Origin of the sequence: Leclercia sp. UBA1284, from assembly GCF_002308415.1 — a bacterium.
In the GTDB taxonomy this organism is placed as follows: Bacteria; Pseudomonadota; Gammaproteobacteria; order Enterobacterales; family Enterobacteriaceae; genus Enterobacter; species Enterobacter pneumoniae.
In genome coordinates this window covers 1,280,069-1,296,700 of sequence record NZ_DBUS01000006.1, presented here as the reverse complement: position 1 = coordinate 1,296,700, position 16,632 = coordinate 1,280,069, and the positions used below count along the sequence as shown (strand labels likewise).

Below are 16,632 nucleotides of genomic sequence, written 5' to 3'. Positions count from 1 at the left end.
GCCGATACGCCTGAAAGGCCCAAAACCCACAAAACTTCTGGGTTAATTCGCGCATTGCCTGGCGCCTGTGTCCGGTAGGATCACCGGACTGTAAGCCATAGAAAAGACTGGAAAATGAGTGACCTGAGCACCGATTTTTTGCAGCAACTGGATTCTCTGCCGCCAGAGGCCGTTCCAGAAGTGAATTTCTTTACCGCAGGCGGTTCGGGATATCTGGAAAACCCCACCTCGGATCTGCTGGCATTGTTTATGGGGGAAAACGCGGGGGTGCCGCCCTGGTTGTTAAACGCATTTCTACATTGCCTGAACATCGGCAACGAGGGCGACGCGCTGGATACCACGTCTCTTGAGGTCAGCCGGGAGGTCATAACAGAAGACGGCAAGTTTCTCGATCTGCTGATTTATCATCAGGATTTTATTATCGGCATTGAGCATAAAACCTTTTCCGCCATTAATAACCCTTTTGCTAGCTACCAGCAGTTGCTTGAAAGCTGTGTGGACAATGGGCAGCCAATCTATACCTGCATTGTGAAGCCAGACGCTAACCGCTGTCCGCCACAGGCAGGCTGGCCATTTATCAACTACTCCACGCTGGTAGACGCGGCCCGAAACCGTCTGGGACACGACCAGGCGCGCCTCCCTTTCAGCAAGTGGCATGTTTTCTACACCGAATTTTTAAACCATCTTTATGCGCTAAGTGGAAAGGAACCTGAGCAGATCATGAATAACGACAAGCAGACCTTCGTGACGGAAAACTTTCAGCAGTTACTGAAAGCCAACGCGCTATTAGCGGAGTTTGAGGCGGCAATGATTGAAACCGCTAAGCTGACGATGGCAGAGATCTTCCCCGATAAGAATTGTCGCCACCGGGTGAATAACTGGGAGGGCGATTACAAGGCGATTCATCTCTATCCGGAAGGCTGGGGAAATGAAACCAGCTGGGTGACGCTGGTCTACTATCCGGCGGAAAATGGCCAGACCATGAAGTTCTACGTCAACGGAATAGTGAACGTGGCGGATTGTCCGGAGCTGGCCACCCTGCATCAGGCGATTGAGGAAAACAAATATTCTGCGCTGTTCCTCCCCGCCGCCAACAAAGATGATGAAGAGATCCTGTTGTCGCGCAGCGGCAAAGAGTTAACGATCTCCTTCGGCACGCCGAACGGTACGCTGGAGGAAAGCCGACAGCTATTGAAAGAGATGGCGCTGTTTATTGAGGGCTCGTTAACAGAGAACGCGTTTGTCGTTGAACTGCCCCGCTAACCTTTTCCAGTAGAGTCAACGCAAAGCAGAAGTGACACCTTTTTGCCATTCAAAAGGTCATGCGTTAAATCGGGTTGCTGACAGAATTAATTGCAGTGTCCAGGGCGAGCTTCGCATAAAGCCTGTATAGCGTTTGCTATACATCAGTGCTAAGCTGTGTATATCATTTGCTATACAAAGGAGGAAGTATGAAATCTGATGTTCAGCTTAATATCCGGGCAAAAGAAGCGCAGCGAGCCCTGATTGATGCTGCCGCTGAGATTCTCCATAAATCACGCACCGATTTTATCCTGGAGATGGCCTGCCAGGCAGCTGAGAACGTCATCCTTGACCGCCGTATGTTTAATCTTAACGATGAACAATATGCCGAATTTATCGAGATGCTGGATGCCCCGGTGACTGCTAATCCGGCGATGGATAAACTCCTGGCGAGAAAACCGCAGTGGGAAAAGTAACGGCTCCAGTACCATTGAATTCGTCACATATTCTCGCTGAATTTCACTGTGGTGAAGCTGCACTGGACGAATGGATTAAGCACCGGGGATTAAAAAATCAATCCATGGGACCCGCAAGGACATTTGTGGTATGCCGGGGCAACGCGTCTCAGGTGGTTGGGTACTATTCTCTCGCGACCGGTAGCGTCACCCATGCTGTTGCACCGGGAAGCCTGCGCAGGAATATGCCCGAGCCGCTCCCCGTCATCATTCTGGCCCGGCTTGCCGTTGACGCGAGTTTTCACAGCAAAGGACTCGGCGCTGATTTACTCCATGACGCCGTCTTACGCTGCTGCCGGGTGGCTGAGAACATTGGCGTACGGGCCATTATGGTTCATGCTATTTCTGACCGCGCCAGGCAGTTTTACATCCATCACGGGTTCACCCCTTCACAAACGCAGGAGAGAACCTTATTCCTGCGTTTGCCAATAATGACTTGAGCAATAAGGCTGTGAGCCTGGCTGACATTTGCCGGCCCCGCTTTTTTTGCTCTTCTCCGCGACTGATTAAGCACCCACAACGGTTATCCCTTTTGCGCGTATCGCCTTCACCCACGCGGCGTCGGTATCCGGCTCGACCACCAGAGTGTTGACCAGGGAGAGCGGACCGATCTGAAACGGCGAGGCGCTGTTAATCTTCTCTGGCGACGCCATCACCACCGTTTCGGCTGCTCTGCCGGAAAATGCACGTTTGATACACGCTTCTTCGTAATCACCGGTTGTCAGCCCCGCCTCGGGGTGGATACCGGTAACCCCCATAAAGAAGAGATCCGCCTGAATACGTTCTATACCCTCAATTGTGGCCGCGCCGACGGTGACAATCGAGTGTTTAAAGAGCCGACCGCCAATCAGGATCACCTCAATCAGCGGATGTTCAACCAGCGCCAGTGCAATGCCAGGGCTGTGCGTCACCACGGTGATAGCCAGATCGTCCGGCAGACAGCGCACCAGTTCACCGGTAGTCGTCCCGCCATCAATGATCACCACCTGCCCGGCTGAAATCAGCGATGCCCCCTGCTGCGCCACCCGCTTTTTCGCATCGGTGCGCAACGTTTTTCGTTCAGCAAAATTGGCCACCGCGCCCGAAGCCGGCAACGCGCCGCCATGAACGCGTTGCAAGCGCCCTTCTGCCGCCAGTTCGCGCAGATCACGGCGGATGGTGTCCTCAGAGACCGCGAATTCAAGACTTAACGCGCCCGATAATACCTGCCCTTCGGCGTTGAGTTTCTCAAGGATGCGTTGTTTACGTTGACTGGTGAGCATCGGGTTATTCCTGAAGTTGCACGTTTTAATTTGATCTTGCACGAATGTGCTGCTTATGATGGTCAGACTACCGAGGGAGAGTAAAACATGCAATCAAAACGTGCAGAAGTACGTATTATCGATACCACAATCCTGTCTGATGACTGGTATAGCCTGAAAAAGTACACCTTCGAACTGCAGCGTCATGATGGGGAGTGGCAACGGCAAAATCGCGAAGCTTACGATCGCGGTAACGGTGCCACCATCCTCCTTTATAACCGTGAAAAACGCACCCTAATCCTGACCCGACAGTTCCGCTTTCCTGTTTTTCTCAACGGGCATGACGGCTATCTCATCGAAACCGCCGCCGGACTGCTGGACAACATGGACCCCGAAAACCGCATCAAAGCCGAAGCCGAAGAAGAGACCGGCTATCGGGTCGCACGCCCACAAAAAGTGTTCGAAGCCTTTATGAGCCCGGGCTCGGTGACCGAAAAACTCTATTTCTATATTGCCGAATATCAGCCTCAGGATCGCACCGGCGACGGTGGGGGCATTAAAGACGAAGGCGAAGATATCGAGGTTCTGGAAATGCCGTTTGAGGCGGCGCTACGCGCCATTGATGACGGCCTGATTGTCGATGGCAAAACCATCATGCTGATTTACCATCTCGCCCTGAAGGGCATTTTGTGAGGAAATGATGTCTAAAAAATTGATTTTGATTGCCGGTCCCTATCGTAGCGGCACCGATGGCGACCCTGTCCGTATTGAGGCTAACCTGGCGAAACTGGAGGCCGCGGCGCTAGCGGTGTGGGAGCGTGGGCACATACCGCTGATCGGCGAGTGGCTGGCGCTGCCGCTGGCAAAGGCCGCCGGTTCGCAGCAGCTGGGAGATGAGATAAGCGAAGCGATGCTCTATCCGGTGGCGCACCGGTTAATTACCCGCTGCGATGCCCTCTATCGTATCGCCGGCGCATCGCGAGGGGCGGATCTGGATATTGAAGTCGCCCGGGAGCACGGTCTGACCGTTTATACCGAGCTTGACGCGATCCCGCAGGCATAATAAGGCGGACAGAACGGGAGTTCTGTCCGAATCATCTACACTTGCTGTGTTCATAAAAACAGGAGGCGCTACGATGGATGACTGGAACCCCACCTTATATCTGCACTATGGCTCGGAGCGTACCCGCCCGGCCATCGATCTGCTTTCCCGCGTAAACGTCGAAGCCGCTGATCAGATTGTCGATCTCGGCTGTGGCCCGGGCAACAGCACCGCCCTGCTGCATCAGCGCTGGCCCACGGCCCATATCACCGGGGTCGATAGCTCATCCGCGATGATTGCAGAAGCCAGCCGCACCCTGCCCGACTGTCACTTTCTGCAGGAAGATATGCGTCACTACCGCCCGGATCGCCCCCTGGATCTGATCTTTGCTAACGCCTCGTTACAGTGGGTACCCGACCACTACGATCTGCTGCCGAAACTGGTCTCGCTGTTAAAAATGAACGGCGTGCTGGCAGTACAGATGCCGGATAACTGGCAAGAGCCGACCCACGTCCTGATGCGCGAAGTGGCCTGGGAACAAGGTTACCCGGATCGGGGACGGGAAGCGTTACCGGGGGTGCATGCTTATCATGATATTTTGAGCGAAGCGGGATGTGACGTGACATTGTGGCGAACCACCTATTACCATCAGATGGCGTCGCACCAGGCGATTATAGACTGGGTGAGCGCCACGGGCTTACGCCCATGGCTACAGGAGCTGAATGAGAGCGAACAGAAAAATTATCTGCTCCGCTATCATCAGCTACTGGAAGAGCACTATCCGCTACAGGAGAACGGCCAGATATTGCTTGCCTATCCGCGCCTGTTTATTGTTGCCAGACGCGAACCCTGAGGTGAATCAGAATTGATACACCACGCCGACGGCGACCACGTCGTCGGTATTAATACCAGCTTCACGGGTAAACCGATCTTCATCAACCAGGTTAACCATATAATCTACAAATACGTTAATATTTTTGTTGAAGTTATAGGTCGCACCAAAATCGACATATTTAATCAGATCTTCGTCACCGTAGGTATTTCCGGATACCGCCCTGCCGAGATTTTTACCTTTTAATACATCATAAGCGACGAAAGGTTGCAGCCCAAAATCGAACAGATAACCGGCGTAGAATTCCATAATCTGTGATTTATTGGCGTAACCATAGGCACTGTCACTGGAGCGAGAACCAAATCGGGAGGCATTATAGGCCTGGGTAAACATCGCCGCTAAATAGACATTATTCGCATCATACTTAATGGCGCCAGAATACGCTTCGGCCCGTTTACCTCTACCCATAATACCGGCGGCGGTATTTTGTTCATTAGTACGGTCGGAACTCATCATCGAGCCCGCTACGCTAAAGCCCGCACCGATGTCGTACGTAACAGAGGCCCCGAAGCCGTCACCATTCTGGCGCAGTACGTCACGCACGCCCGGCTCCCCGCCGCCATCGTTTTTACCCTGATACTGCAGCGCAACGTTGAGCCCATCAACCAGACCGAAGAAGTCGGTGTTGCGGTAGGTCAGCACACCATTGGTACGGCTGAAAAGGAACTGATCGGAACCGTAGGTCATGCCATCGAACTCTGGCTGCATGTCGGTATAGGCCAGCGAATCATAGACCACGCCCTTATTACGGCCGTAATCAATAGAGCCATAATCGGCGAATTTCAGCCCCGCAAACGCATAACGGGTGCGCGGGTTATTGCTTTCGCCTTCGGATTTAGAAGCATCGATGTGCATCTGCCACTGGCCATACCCGGTAATCTGCTCGTTAACCTGAGTTTCACCGCGGAAACCCAGACGCATATAAGTCTGGTCGCCATCGTTATCACTGCTGTTAGAAAAATAATGCTCTGCGGAAACTAAACCATAAAGATCCAGTTTGTTGCCGTCTTTATTATAAATCTCTGCTGCGTGTGCGGTTGTGCAGAGCATGGCTGCGCTAATCAGCATGCTCAGTTGATTAATTTTCATTTTTTTATACCCTGATAATCTGCCACTTGCCAAAATACAACCTGAATAAGGTTGCAGGGCATTATTGTTATCACTCCTGTAAATGTATGTAAAACAGTAAAAGCATTAGCGCACGGATCGTTAATTTTTCTTGAAATAAATTCACGCGAAAAGCGCACATATGGATAATGTGCGCCGTCATGATATAAAACCGTAAATTAAAAAATCAGGGGTGTTTATTTAAACAATCAGGTTCTGGCCTCTTTAAGTAATTGCTGAATAACCTGCTCCTGTTTTGCATAATCTCCTTCACCAAACGCGGTGTAACGGAGTTGCCCTTTGGCATCAAAATAGTAGTGTGCGGGCCAGTATTGATTACCAAACGCCGTCCAGATTTTGTAGTTATTATCTGTAACGACGCGGTAAGGGAGTTGCCACTTCGCTACCGCCTTTTTCACCGAGTCGAGCGGTTTTTCCCAGGGGTACTCCGGGGTATGTACGCCAATGACTACCAGCCCCTGGTCACCATATTTTTTTGCCCACTCCCGGACATGCGGGAGCGTGTGCTGGCAGTTGATGCAGTCCCAGGTCCAGAAATCAATCAATACCACTTTGCCCTTTAACGACGCGGGCGTGACCGGCTCACCGTTAATCCATGCCGTGCCACCGCTGAGGGAAGGCATCGCGCTGGACGGGGCCGTATCTACCACCGGCTGTAACTTCGCCGGTCGTGTGATATCGGGAGCCCATTGTAACAGGCGCTGCTCGACCCGATCGGCCACGCCATTTGCCCCCTGTAACAAGCTGTTCATCCCGCTGGCGGTGAGTACTACGGTGCCCAGCATCATCACACCGGCGGTTTTGCGCAGCCCTTCCATCACTCCTCCGCTGGCTTTCAGGCGAGTTAACACCCGCTGACCACAAAAGGCCAACAGCGCCAGCATCACAGCGCAACCGCTGCCATAGGCTGCCAGAAGCGCTCCGGTGGTCAGGGCACTTTCACCCGCCAGCCCCAGACTGAGGATCGCCCCTAATATCGGCCCGGCGCAGGGTGACCACAGTAACCCTACCGCCATGCCTGCGAGCCCGGCGGAGACCAGTCCGCGCGTTTTATGGCTCTGGTCATTAAGCACATTTCCCAGCTTCAGCGCAGGGCCCGCCACGCGCAGGGCTACGCCCGGAAAAATCAGCGACACGGCGGCCATTGCCAGCACCGCAAGGGCCAGCCAGCGCCCCACCAGCGTCGCATCAATTACCCAGTCGCTGGCGACGGTGATAAGCCCGGCAACCAGGGTAAACATCATTACCATGCCAGCCAGCATGGCGGCTATCTGCCGGGGCTGGCCACGAAATCCGGCAAAGAGCAGCGGGATCACCGGCAGCGTGCAGGGGCTGAGCAGGCTCACCATGCCCCCAAAAAAAGCGATTAACAGCGTCATATCGACCTCACTAAGCAGTTATCTGCAACGGCGCAGTGGGACTATTACAGCGGAGTGATGTGTGCGGGATATGTGCAGAAAGGCGAGATTTGTCAGCCTGGGTATCTACGACCCAGGCGGATACAAAAGACTACATTTGCGTAGCAGGTAAAGTCACGGTTACTGCCAGTCCTCCCTCCGGGCGGTTAACGAGCTGCAGTTTTCCGCCCATCTGGCCGGTGAGCTGGGCGGCAATCGCCAGCCCTAACCCCGTACCGCCCGTTTCGCGATTACGGGAAGATTCCACTCGATAAAAAGGTTGCAGCACGGCGGCCAGTTCATCCTGCGGGATCCCCGGTCCGTTATCAGCCACAACGATACTGACCTCACGAGGAGCAAAGTTGAGCGTCACGTCGGCGGCATCACCAAATTTCAGGGCATTATCCAGCAGGTTAGTCACCACCCGGCGCAGGGCTTGCGGACGTGTCGTCAGCGGCTGTCCGACGCCGTTTGCACGAAATTGCACGTTTTTCCCAATGTCGAGATAGTCGCACACCAGGGTGTCAATAAAAGCGTGCAGATCCAGACGCCGGGGCGTCTCTTCAGACGATCCGGACGAGCGGGCAAAGGCGATCCCCTCCCGCACCAGTCGGGTCATATTATCCAGATCGGCGGTCAGCTTATCGCGCAGCTCTGGCTGATCGGCCATTTCGACACGCAGTTTCATACGGGTAATCGGGGTTTGCAAATCGTGGGAGATGGCGGCCAGGATCTGCGCCCTCTCCTGTAAATATGCCTGGATTCGCTGCTGCATGGCGTTAAAGGCCCGCGCAGCCTGGCGCACCTCCAGCGGCCCCTGTTCGGCCAGCGTCAGGGTCTGGCTGGCTGGCTCCAGCGCATCCACCGCCCGGGTGAATCGGGTAAACGGACGCACCACTTGCCGTACCGCCAGCCAGGAGCAGAGCGCTACAAGCAATACCTGCAGGATAAACACCACCGGTAACCAGCGGGCAACCGGCGGCATGCGCGGGATCAAATCGATGGTAAGCGGCGCGCCGTCGTGCAGGGTGACATGGGCCTGAATGTGCGACACTGGCCCCGGTACGGCGGTAAAGCGCAGCGGGTAGCGGCCCGCAAGGGTGTCGGTAATGGTGCGGATGGCATCCCGGGATCGGGCGTCGTGCGGCGGGTTGCCGGGCTCCCCCTCGCCCAAAAGGTAGCGGTAATTGCCCCGCGCCAGCTGGGGCAGCCACTCCGCCCGCTCATCGGCAGGCAGCCTGTCGAGGATCGCCACGCTGGTGGCAACATCCTGCTCGAGGTTACCCAGCATCACGTTACGGGCGCTGCTCATTCTTTCGATCATCACCAGCGTCAGGCTCAGACCGTTGGCCAGCAGCAGTCCCAGCAGCACAATCAGCAGCAACCGATAGAGGAGCGAACGTGGCCAGAACTTCATTCTCGCGCCTCAACGATGCTGACCGGCATGGAGAAGACATAGCCTTCGCTGCGCACGGTTTTGATATAGGCCGGGGTACGGGCATCCTCGTTCAGGCGTTGTCGCACCCGGCTCACCAGCAGGTCGATAGAGCGCTCGAACAGCTCGGCGTCTCGCCCCTGGGTGAAGTTGAGAAGCTGGTCGCGGGTTAACACGCGCTGGGGATGATCCAGAAACACCCGCAGGAGACGGTACTCCGCCCCGCTCAGCGCCACAATCGTCCCTGCGGCATCCAGCAGATGGCGGGCGCTGGTGTCCAGCTGCCACTCCCCAAAGGCAATGATCCGCCCGGCTTCTGTCACCTGCAAATTAGGTGGCAGGGTACGAAAACGACGCAGAATCGCTTTAATGCGCGCCAGCAACTCCCGGGCAACAAAGGGTTTCACCAGGTAGTCATCGGCCCCCATCTCCAGCCCAAGGATGCGGTCCATATCGTCGCTGCGGGCGGTGAGCATCAATACCGGCAGGTCCTGGTGCTTATCGCTACGCAGCTGGCGGCAGAGCGTCAAACCGTCGTCGCCGGGCATCATGACATCCAGCACCACCAGGTCGATATGTTGTTTATCAAGCACGGCGCGCATCTCTTTGCCGTTGGCCGCCCCGGTCGCGCGGTAGCCCGACTTATGCAGGTAATCAACAATCAGTTCACGAATATCCCTGTCGTCATCGACGACAAGGATATGGTCAGCTGCATCCACGGTAAGCTCCTGTTAATAAGCGATACGCAGAAATTAGCATAGTTTGCTTAAAGATGGTCCGCATCCACCACGGCCTGAACAAAATCGCGCGGATCTTCCTGCGGCGGGTTGTGCCCTATATTGCCCCTAAAGGTGCGGTGCTCATATTTGCCGGTAAATTTGGCGGCATAGGCGGCCGGCAGCGGATGCGGCGCGCCGTTGTTATCCCCTTCGATGGTAATGGTAGGCACAGTGATAACGGGCGCCGCCGCCAGTTTTTGCTCGTAGTTGTCGTATTTTTGCTCGCCGCGCTCAAGACCCAGACGCCACCGGTAGTTGCTGATGGTGACCGCCACATGATCCGGGTTATCCAGCGCTTTGGCGCTGCGATTAAAGGTGGCATCACTAAATTTCCAGCCCGGTGAGGCCAGAGTCCAGATCAGCTTCGCAAAGTCGTGGGTGTTTGCGGCATAGCCCTTCTCGCCGCGTTCGGTAGCGAAGTAGAACTGATACCACCACTGTAATTCGGCCTGCGGCGGCAGCGGTTTTTTACCCGCCTGCTGGTTACCAATCAGATAACCGCTCACCGAAACCAACGATTTGACCCGCTCAGGCCACAGCGCCGCCACGATATCCGCCGTTCTGGCGCCCCAGTCGTAACCTGCGAAAACCGCCTGTTTGATGTTAAGCGCATCCATCAGATTAATGACATCTTTCGCCATGGCGGCAGGTTGCCCATTTCGCGGAGTTTTCGAGGAGAGAAAACGGGTGGTACCAAACCCGCGGTTATAAGGAACAATGACGCGATAACCTTTCGCCGCCAGCGCCGGGGCTACCTCGGCATAACTGCTAATGTCGTAGGGCCAGCCGTGCAGCAAAATCACCGGTTCGCCATTTTTTGGGCCGATGTCAACGTAACCGACGTTCAGGTCACCGGCGTTGATCTGATTCAGCTGATTAAATGCGGCATGGTAATCCGTCCCTGCCGCTTCGGCCTGACAGGCCATCACGGTTGAAAGAGAGAGGGCTGCGACCAGGGTTGAATAAGCCAGTTTGTTTTTCATTTGTCTGTCTCCGGGTTGTGTTTACCCGGACATAACAACATGCCAGTGTAAGGATAATGTGTGCACAACCGGGCCGAACTGCATGCCTGCGTATCGGACCCGGCGCTATATACACTGTGATACAAACAAGGGAAAAATTTAGAGGGTGATGGCCATATTGACGCAGCGCAGCTCGGCGCGGGCCATTGCCGACGGGTGCATACTCTCACCCAGCCACTCAAACCCGTGGCGCAGGTAAAAATCGGCGGCATTCGGTGTCGCTTCGAGCGTCAGCCGGGCTATACCCCGCGCGATCGCCTCATCTTTAATAGCCGCAATAATTTGCGATGCCAGCCCTTTGCCGGTGTAGCCTGGCAGGGTAAAAATCGCTTCTACGCTCGCAGCATTCAGATCGAGATAACCGCTGGCGACCAGTACGCCCTGGGCATCAATAACATAAAACGGGTTATCGATAATCATCTTACGGTAATGTTCGGGCATGGCCTCAGGGGTCCAGTTACAGATAATCTCCGGGCTATAACTGCTGACACAACCGTGGCGGATCGCCAGATTACGCAGATTCCACAACGCTTCGGCTTCATGCGCCTGCGCTTTTCTCAACTGCATCGTCTCTCCTTATTGTTGTTATTTTTGATTATGAAATACAGGCGTTTGCGATGTGCGGTTTCAAATGAACATCGCGTGATCCGCGTCGAGACGCGTAATAATCTTTTAACATGAAAAGGCGGCAGGATGTCAGAGCCAATATTCAGTGCCGGGCAAGAAATTGCGTAATGGCAGCAACCACCCCGGGCGCCAGCGGAAGCGAGGCATCGGAATAAGCCGCCATGTTTTCTTGCAGGCTATCGGAGCGAACCGACTTCAGTACATGATTGGTATCCGGGAGCAGGACCAGAGTGGCATTGGGGTTAGCCGCGCTGAGGCGCCGGGCCTCCTCCGGCTCTACCTGCAGGTCGCGCTCGCCCTGTAAAATCAGCAGCGGTTTGCGCACGGTAGCGATCATGGCCTGCGGATGGCGGGAAAAGAGATCGATAAGAAAGCCTTGAACAGCGGGATTAAAGAGGCTTTGCAACGCCGGATGGGCGTGTGCAACATCGACACGGCAACCCTGCTCGAGCCCGGCAATAATAGCGCTGCCCTCCTCCTGAAGCGCGGCGTTTGCCAGCTGCTGACGCAAGATTTCACCCAGCGGACGCGCTGGCGTTGCGACCAGCATGACCCCTTTTACCTCCTCTTCCTGCGCAGCGAGCGCCACGACGCCGCCTTCGCTGTGGCCCAGTAGCCAGACGGCGGCGGTAGGCACTTCGCGTTTTAGCACTGCTATCCAGGCACGAACATCATCAACGTAGTCCTGCACTGTTACCGCATTGGCATCAGGCACGGCGGATGCGCTGGCGAACATCCCGCGCTTATCAATACGGAGCGTAGCAATGCCGTACGCGACCAGCGCCTGGGCCAAATGTCGATAGGTAGACGCACTCACGCCCAGCGGGTTATTGCCGTCCCGATCGGTGGGTCCGGATCCGGGAAGAATGAAAACGACCTGTTGAGGAGAAGGGACCGGCGAGAGTAACGTTCCCCTGAGCATACCGCAGGGGCCCTGGGCTTCCAGAAGCGTTTCGATAGTCGTGTCTGGCATAAGCGTGAAACCTGCAAAGGTTGCGAAGCTAAACAAAGAGATATCCGTAAGAGATAAAAGGATATCCCTCTGTTTGTCATAGCACAACGAGCCGTTTTCAGCCGTGAACCGTCAATCCGACCAGACGGCTCACCACCGGACGGACCACGAGGATGCAGAAAAAGGCCGCCGGCATGGCAACCTGATAAGCATTCATCACATTTTCCATGTAATGCGGGCCGGCGCCGAATTCAGCCAGGGTAATAACCAGGCTCATCAGAAAGGCCATAATGGTCGCCATATAGAGTGCGAAAACGTAAGGTGAGGCGTGCTTTGGCAAGCGAATACGGGGAGTTTTGTTTGCGATGGTGTCGTTCATGAACCGTCCTTCTTGATTTTGTCAGGTGAAAACAGCCGCTAAACTAACAAGTTAAGCGTTCTCTCAGTAGAGCGGCTGTGCTTTAATCATTATTAAGAGAATGTGATGAATAGAACCTCGGAGACGCGATGGACGTGTTAGGGCTAATCAGCAATTTTATTCGGGTGGTCGAGAATGGAAGCATCGCTGCCGCGGCGCGGGCAAAAGGGATGAGCCCAGCGGCGGTGAGCCAGAGCTTATCCCGGCTGGAGTCGCATTTAGGGGTGCGTCTGATTTCGCGCACTACCCGGAGCATGACGTTAACCGAAAACGGAAAACGTTATTTCGAGAAAGTTCGACATATTCCGCAGGATATTGAGATCGCTTCGCAGGCCGCGGCCACGGAGAGTCGACCGCAGGGCCCGCTCTGCATAGCCACCACGGCCGCGTTTGGTCGCCATGTTATCGCCCCGCTCATGCCGGCTTTTAATCAGGCTTTTCCCGATATTGAGGTGGAACTGATCGCAACCGACCGTAACGTCGATCATCGCCTCGAAGGGGTGGATGTGAGTATCCGCATCGAGGCGCAACTTAACGATCAGCTTATCGCCCGTAAAATCGCCTCCCTCCCCTTTGTATTCTGCGCAGCACCGGCCTATCTGGCGCTAGCCGGAACTCCCAGCTCGCCGGATGAACTGAGCCATCACGCCTGTCTGGTATTTCGTTATCCCACAGATGGACGTTTCCTTCCCTGGACATTCGCCGTCAACGGCCAGCAGGTTAACGCCAAACTCAACCCAAAATTTATCAGTGATGATATTGATATTATTGCCAGAATTGCCGTCAACGGCGGCGGGATAGCGCGTCTGGCAAGCTTTGTCGCACAGCCCTTTATTGATAATGGACAGCTGGTCCCTCTGTTTTGTCACGATACGGAATCCGTGCCGATGACGATTTTCGCCTGTGTTCATGAACGATCGGCGCTGAATGCGAAGGTCAGAGCGTTTATCGAATTCTTAGAAGAGGCAATCCGGGAGTGAGTCATGGCCTGGAGGGCCGGTGAAACGTCATAGCCTTGTACTCATTTACCATTGTTATTAGCGCTTTACGCAGGGCTAAAAATGTTCAATGCTTTTCTTGGCAGCATCTGACCATAAACTCCGGGAGAAGAGTGTGATAGTAGAAACGAAACGCCTGCAACTTCGGCCTGTCACAGAGACCGATGCACAAACGCTGTTCAGCATTTATGGTGACCCGGCGACCAATCAATTTAACCCCGCAGGCCCCTATCCCTCTCTCCAGCATGCAGAAGCGGTGCTTGAACGCTGGCTCACGCACTGGCGCGATAAGGGATTCGGCAACTGGGCGATCGCGTTACGCGAAAATCCTGAACAGATCATTGGCTTTGGGGGATTAAGCATCAGCCGTTATGCCGACATTACTATCAATAATCTCGGATATCGTTTTGCCACCGACGCCTGGGGTAAAGGACTGGCAACAGAGTTTTCTCTCTCTGTCGTGCATTACGGCTTTGAGACGCTCGGACTGAGTGAAATTTCTGCCGTGGTACGGGGTAACCATCTCGCATCGCAAAAGGTGCTGATGAAAACGGGGCTGACCTATAGCCGTGAAGTTGACGACGTGAAGAACGCGCCCCCGAGCCTGCTCTTTACTCTTTCACGAGACGATTGGCGCAAGCGTAGTCCACTGGCTATGTTCTGAACTGTTTGAATTTAAGGAGTAATGAGAGATGAAAATCGTGTTTATTCCCGCGCTGGTGGCAAAAGAGAGAAGATCATGGAGCATACATGTTGGCCGGAACGGGCCTTTTGACCGGATGGCAACGTTTATCCCTGTCTGCGCAGGCGGATAAGACACGATGAAAAACAGGCTAATTTCTCTGCTTTTATTCCTTTCGGGAGTGCTATGTATGACTGAGGCAATGGCTACATCACCAGAGCAGATGGTAGTGGCATTTCAGCATGATTATAAAATCTGGAACGATGAATCCTTCCAGAATCGTCGTCCAGATGATGTCAATGCGATGAAAACGGCGGAGCAAAATTATGCCGCACTGCTAAAAAAATATACCCAACCTGACTTTCACGGTGAGCCCGTCGCTTATGGTTCTGACGCTTCGCACGACCCGGCGCGGGAGAAAATTATCGGCAAAAACATTCAACAGCAGGAGGCGGTTATCACCACCCAGCTGTCGGCTGAGTACTATTCGCCCGTGTATGAGTACCATTTTAAGCAGGAGAAGCAAAAATGGTATTTAACACAGATTTACCTGGTGGATGAGGATGGGAAATATCCCAGCCTGTGAGATAACTCGCCGGGAATCGCCTGGCGGGTTTTACATCAATTAAAAGCGCATCAACATAGCGACACGTCGGGCGGGATCGAACCCGCTGTTGATTTCATCGGTGATCCGATCCGCCAAATGACACGGCCTTGCTGACCCTTCGATTATTTCAAAACCCAGCGTGGCGTAAAAACGCGCATTAAATGCTGCCAGGCGATCGGTTGTCAGGGTTGCCCCAACAAGACCACGGGCTCGCCCGGTATCAAGTATCGCCCGCATCAACTGAGTCCCCACGCCCTGACGCTGCCAGTCAGGGTGCACATCCACTTCAGCAATATGCAGCCAGTTCTCTTCCACGCTGCCTGCTGCAAAACCGACCGGCACCGCCTCCGGCGTCAAAGCCGTCAGTAACACCCCTTCCTCGCGCAAGGCACCCAGTTCGTCCAGGCTTGCCGCAGAGGCCTCGCCGCTGACCGCGCCGGCGAGCCGTAATGTATCAAATGCCGCCAATTCAATGGCGCGCAACGCGGCAAACTGTTCAGGCTGCGCGGGCGTAATGGTGATATTCATGATTCCTTTCCAGATAGCGGACAGGATAACGACGCTACTGCAGGTTAGTCCTGCGCGCAAGGCCTGGCTGGCGGCTTGGTCGCGTTTACCGATGGGATAATAAACGTCGAGGCGTGCCAGCGTTGCCAACCGCCCCGAACCGTTTCAGGTTAGCTGGTAGTACTTATCAGGCAGGATGCGCGGCGGGATCTTTTGCTCGTCGTTCATTTGTAGGAGGTCTCTTTCCATCGCATTACAAATAGCATCCAGCGGCAGGTCATTGTTTTCAGTGCCGAATGGCTCTTCAAGCTCTTCTGCCAGCGCATCGAGAGAGATAAAGGTATAGGAGATCAACACCGAAACGAACGGCGTCATGTAATGCAGATCCCCCACCAGGGCGAAGGGCAACATGATGCAGAACAGATAGACCGTGCGATGCAAAATCAGCGTATAAGCGAACGGTACCGGTGTATTGGCAATACGCTCGCATCCGGCCAGCACCACAGACATATCATTCAGACGGTTATTGAGGCTGTGAAAGAGGATATCGGACAACTGCCCTTCCCGGCGCCGTACGGCCAGCCACTCCCCCATAATCAACAAAATGCGATTTGCCGGTGTACTGGAATCCATCGTGTGGCGCAGGTTTTCGGGTGACAGGTAGTTCGCCAGCTGGCTGGCCTGCGGTTGGCGGCGGAGCGACATACGCAGGCAATGGGCGAAGGCAATCTGCAGACGCACAAATTCACCCAGTGCCGGATCATCGGGTAGCGTGTTTTTCACCTCGCGGAACAGCGAGCGGGAAGCAATCATCAGTTGGCCCCAGAGTTGCCGCGCCTCGACATAGCGTGAGTAACAGGCGTTGTTACGAAACCCGAGGAAGATCGCTATCGCCACGCCGAGGATACTGAATGGCGCTACGGTCAGTTTGATGCCGAGTGAGGTATACCAGGGCAACAGGATAATGACGGCAATAGAGAGCAAAAAATTAAGAAACAGGCGGGAGGAAATTTTGACCAGCACCGAACCGTGCCAGACAAATATCATCCGCAGCCAGTGCTGTTGAGGACGAACGATCATAGTCAACTTCTGAAGAATTAAGAGCGGCGACTATTAAACGTGATCGTTGTCACGGTTGCAAGTATGTT

20 protein-coding genes are annotated in these 16,632 nt (G+C 54.5%); 9 read left to right on the top strand and 11 right to left on the bottom strand.

Features of this window, described 5'->3' with window-relative positions:
- Nucleotides 1-114 precede the first annotated feature (114 nt).
- The 3 genes from B3511_RS09530 to B3511_RS09520 all read left to right on the top strand — a co-directional run bounded on the left by B3511_RS09530 (nt 115) and on the right by B3511_RS09520 (nt 2,197).
- On the top strand, nt 115-1,263 hold the full coding sequence (locus B3511_RS09530) for a PD-(D/E)XK nuclease family protein (RefSeq protein WP_286781982.1): 1,149 nt from the start codon (nt 115-117) through the stop codon (nt 1,261-1,263).
- Nucleotides 1,264-1,451: 188 nt separating this feature from the next.
- Nucleotides 1,452-1,718, top strand: coding sequence for a DUF1778 domain-containing protein (locus B3511_RS09525; RefSeq protein WP_040075705.1), 267 nt, complete (start codon nt 1,452-1,454; stop codon nt 1,716-1,718).
- On the top strand, nt 1,706-2,197 hold the full coding sequence (locus tag B3511_RS09520) for a GNAT family N-acetyltransferase (RefSeq protein ID WP_286781980.1): 492 nt from the start codon (nt 1,706-1,708) through the stop codon (nt 2,195-2,197). Before B3511_RS09525 ends, B3511_RS09520 begins: the two co-directional genes overlap by 13 nt.
- Nucleotides 2,198-2,263: 66 nt before the next feature.
- Here B3511_RS09520 and B3511_RS09515 read toward each other — a convergent pair whose 3' ends face one another.
- Nucleotides 2,264-3,019: a DeoR/GlpR family DNA-binding transcription regulator gene (locus tag B3511_RS09515; RefSeq protein ID WP_046885638.1), complete on the bottom strand. Its 756-nt coding sequence runs from the start codon at nt 3,017-3,019 to the stop codon at nt 2,264-2,266.
- An 87-nt stretch (nt 3,020-3,106) separates the two neighbouring features.
- Here B3511_RS09515 and B3511_RS09510 point away from each other — a divergent pair, with 87 nt between their 5' ends.
- From B3511_RS09510 to tam, 3 genes are all read left to right on the top strand, one after another.
- On the top strand, nt 3,107-3,691 hold the full coding sequence (locus B3511_RS09510; RefSeq protein ID WP_286781977.1) for an NUDIX domain-containing protein: 585 nt from the start codon (nt 3,107-3,109) through the stop codon (nt 3,689-3,691).
- A 7-nt stretch (nt 3,692-3,698) separates the two neighbouring features.
- Entirely contained in the window at nt 3,699-4,061 is a 363-nt protein-coding gene (locus B3511_RS09505; protein WP_212476130.1) for a DUF4406 domain-containing protein, read from the top strand.
- A 73-nt stretch (nt 4,062-4,134) separates the two neighbouring features.
- Nucleotides 4,135-4,893 (top strand): trans-aconitate 2-methyltransferase, encoded by a 759-nt coding sequence (gene tam, locus B3511_RS09500; protein ID WP_286781975.1) that lies wholly within the window; start codon nt 4,135-4,137, stop codon nt 4,891-4,893.
- Nucleotides 4,894-4,899: 6 nt separating this feature from the next.
- On the opposite strand, the gene ompC is transcribed toward tam, so the two are convergent.
- The 8 genes from ompC to B3511_RS09460 form a co-directional block, all read right to left on the bottom strand.
- Nucleotides 4,900-6,021 (bottom strand): porin OmpC, encoded by a 1,122-nt coding sequence (gene ompC / locus B3511_RS09495; protein WP_286781973.1) that lies wholly within the window; start codon nt 6,019-6,021, stop codon nt 4,900-4,902.
- A gap of 227 nt (nt 6,022-6,248) precedes the next feature.
- Nucleotides 6,249-7,439 carry a cytochrome c biogenesis protein/redoxin gene (locus tag B3511_RS09490; protein ID WP_286781971.1) on the bottom strand — a complete coding sequence of 397 codons (1,191 nt, stop codon included), beginning with the start codon at nt 7,437-7,439 and terminating at the stop codon, nt 6,249-6,251.
- Between the two features lie 130 nt (nt 7,440-7,569).
- The gene (locus B3511_RS09485; RefSeq protein WP_286781969.1) at nt 7,570-8,874 is read right to left on the bottom strand and encodes an ATP-binding protein; all 1,305 of its coding nucleotides are present in this window, start codon (nt 8,872-8,874) and stop codon (nt 7,570-7,572) included.
- Nucleotides 8,871-9,611: a response regulator gene (locus B3511_RS09480; protein WP_040075715.1), complete on the bottom strand. Its 741-nt coding sequence runs from the start codon at nt 9,609-9,611 to the stop codon at nt 8,871-8,873. The genes B3511_RS09485 and B3511_RS09480 overlap by 4 nt, the downstream gene beginning before the upstream one ends.
- Before the next feature lie 47 nt (nt 9,612-9,658).
- A complete protein-coding gene (locus tag B3511_RS09475) occupies nt 9,659-10,654 on the bottom strand; it encodes an alpha/beta fold hydrolase (protein ID WP_286781967.1) in 996 nt (331 codons plus the stop codon).
- 138 nt (nt 10,655-10,792) lie between these two features.
- A complete protein-coding gene (locus B3511_RS09470) occupies nt 10,793-11,260 on the bottom strand; it encodes a GNAT family N-acetyltransferase (protein WP_233802455.1) in 468 nt (155 codons plus the stop codon).
- A 142-nt stretch (nt 11,261-11,402) separates the two neighbouring features.
- Nucleotides 11,403-12,293 carry an alpha/beta hydrolase gene (locus B3511_RS09465; RefSeq protein ID WP_233802456.1) on the bottom strand — a complete coding sequence of 297 codons (891 nt, stop codon included), beginning with the start codon at nt 12,291-12,293 and terminating at the stop codon, nt 11,403-11,405.
- 97 nt (nt 12,294-12,390) lie between these two features.
- Entirely contained in the window at nt 12,391-12,651 is a 261-nt protein-coding gene (locus B3511_RS09460; RefSeq protein WP_040075719.1) for a DUF2798 domain-containing protein, read from the bottom strand.
- 128 nt (nt 12,652-12,779) lie between these two features.
- On the opposite strand from B3511_RS09460, the gene B3511_RS09455 reads away from it, so the two are divergent.
- From B3511_RS09455 to B3511_RS09445, 3 genes are all read left to right on the top strand, one after another.
- On the top strand, nt 12,780-13,670 hold the full coding sequence (locus B3511_RS09455; RefSeq protein ID WP_212476144.1) for a LysR family transcriptional regulator: 891 nt from the start codon (nt 12,780-12,782) through the stop codon (nt 13,668-13,670).
- Between the two features lie 133 nt (nt 13,671-13,803).
- On the top strand, nt 13,804-14,352 hold the full coding sequence (locus B3511_RS09450; protein WP_286781962.1) for a GNAT family N-acetyltransferase: 549 nt from the start codon (nt 13,804-13,806) through the stop codon (nt 14,350-14,352).
- 157 nt (nt 14,353-14,509) lie between these two features.
- Nucleotides 14,510-14,956 (top strand): hypothetical protein, encoded by a 447-nt coding sequence (locus B3511_RS09445; protein ID WP_233802458.1) that lies wholly within the window; start codon nt 14,510-14,512, stop codon nt 14,954-14,956.
- A 39-nt stretch (nt 14,957-14,995) separates the two neighbouring features.
- Here the strand turns inward: B3511_RS09445 and B3511_RS09440 are convergent, their stop codons facing one another.
- Together B3511_RS09440 and B3511_RS09435 are read right to left on the bottom strand one after the other, a co-directional pair.
- Nucleotides 14,996-15,505 carry a GNAT family N-acetyltransferase gene (locus tag B3511_RS09440; RefSeq protein WP_233802459.1) on the bottom strand — a complete coding sequence of 170 codons (510 nt, stop codon included), beginning with the start codon at nt 15,503-15,505 and terminating at the stop codon, nt 14,996-14,998.
- A gap of 144 nt (nt 15,506-15,649) precedes the next feature.
- Complete coding sequence (locus B3511_RS09435) at nt 15,650-16,564, bottom strand: bestrophin family protein (protein ID WP_212476152.1); 915 nt, start codon at nt 16,562-16,564, stop codon at nt 15,650-15,652.
- Nucleotides 16,565-16,632 lie beyond the last annotated feature (68 nt).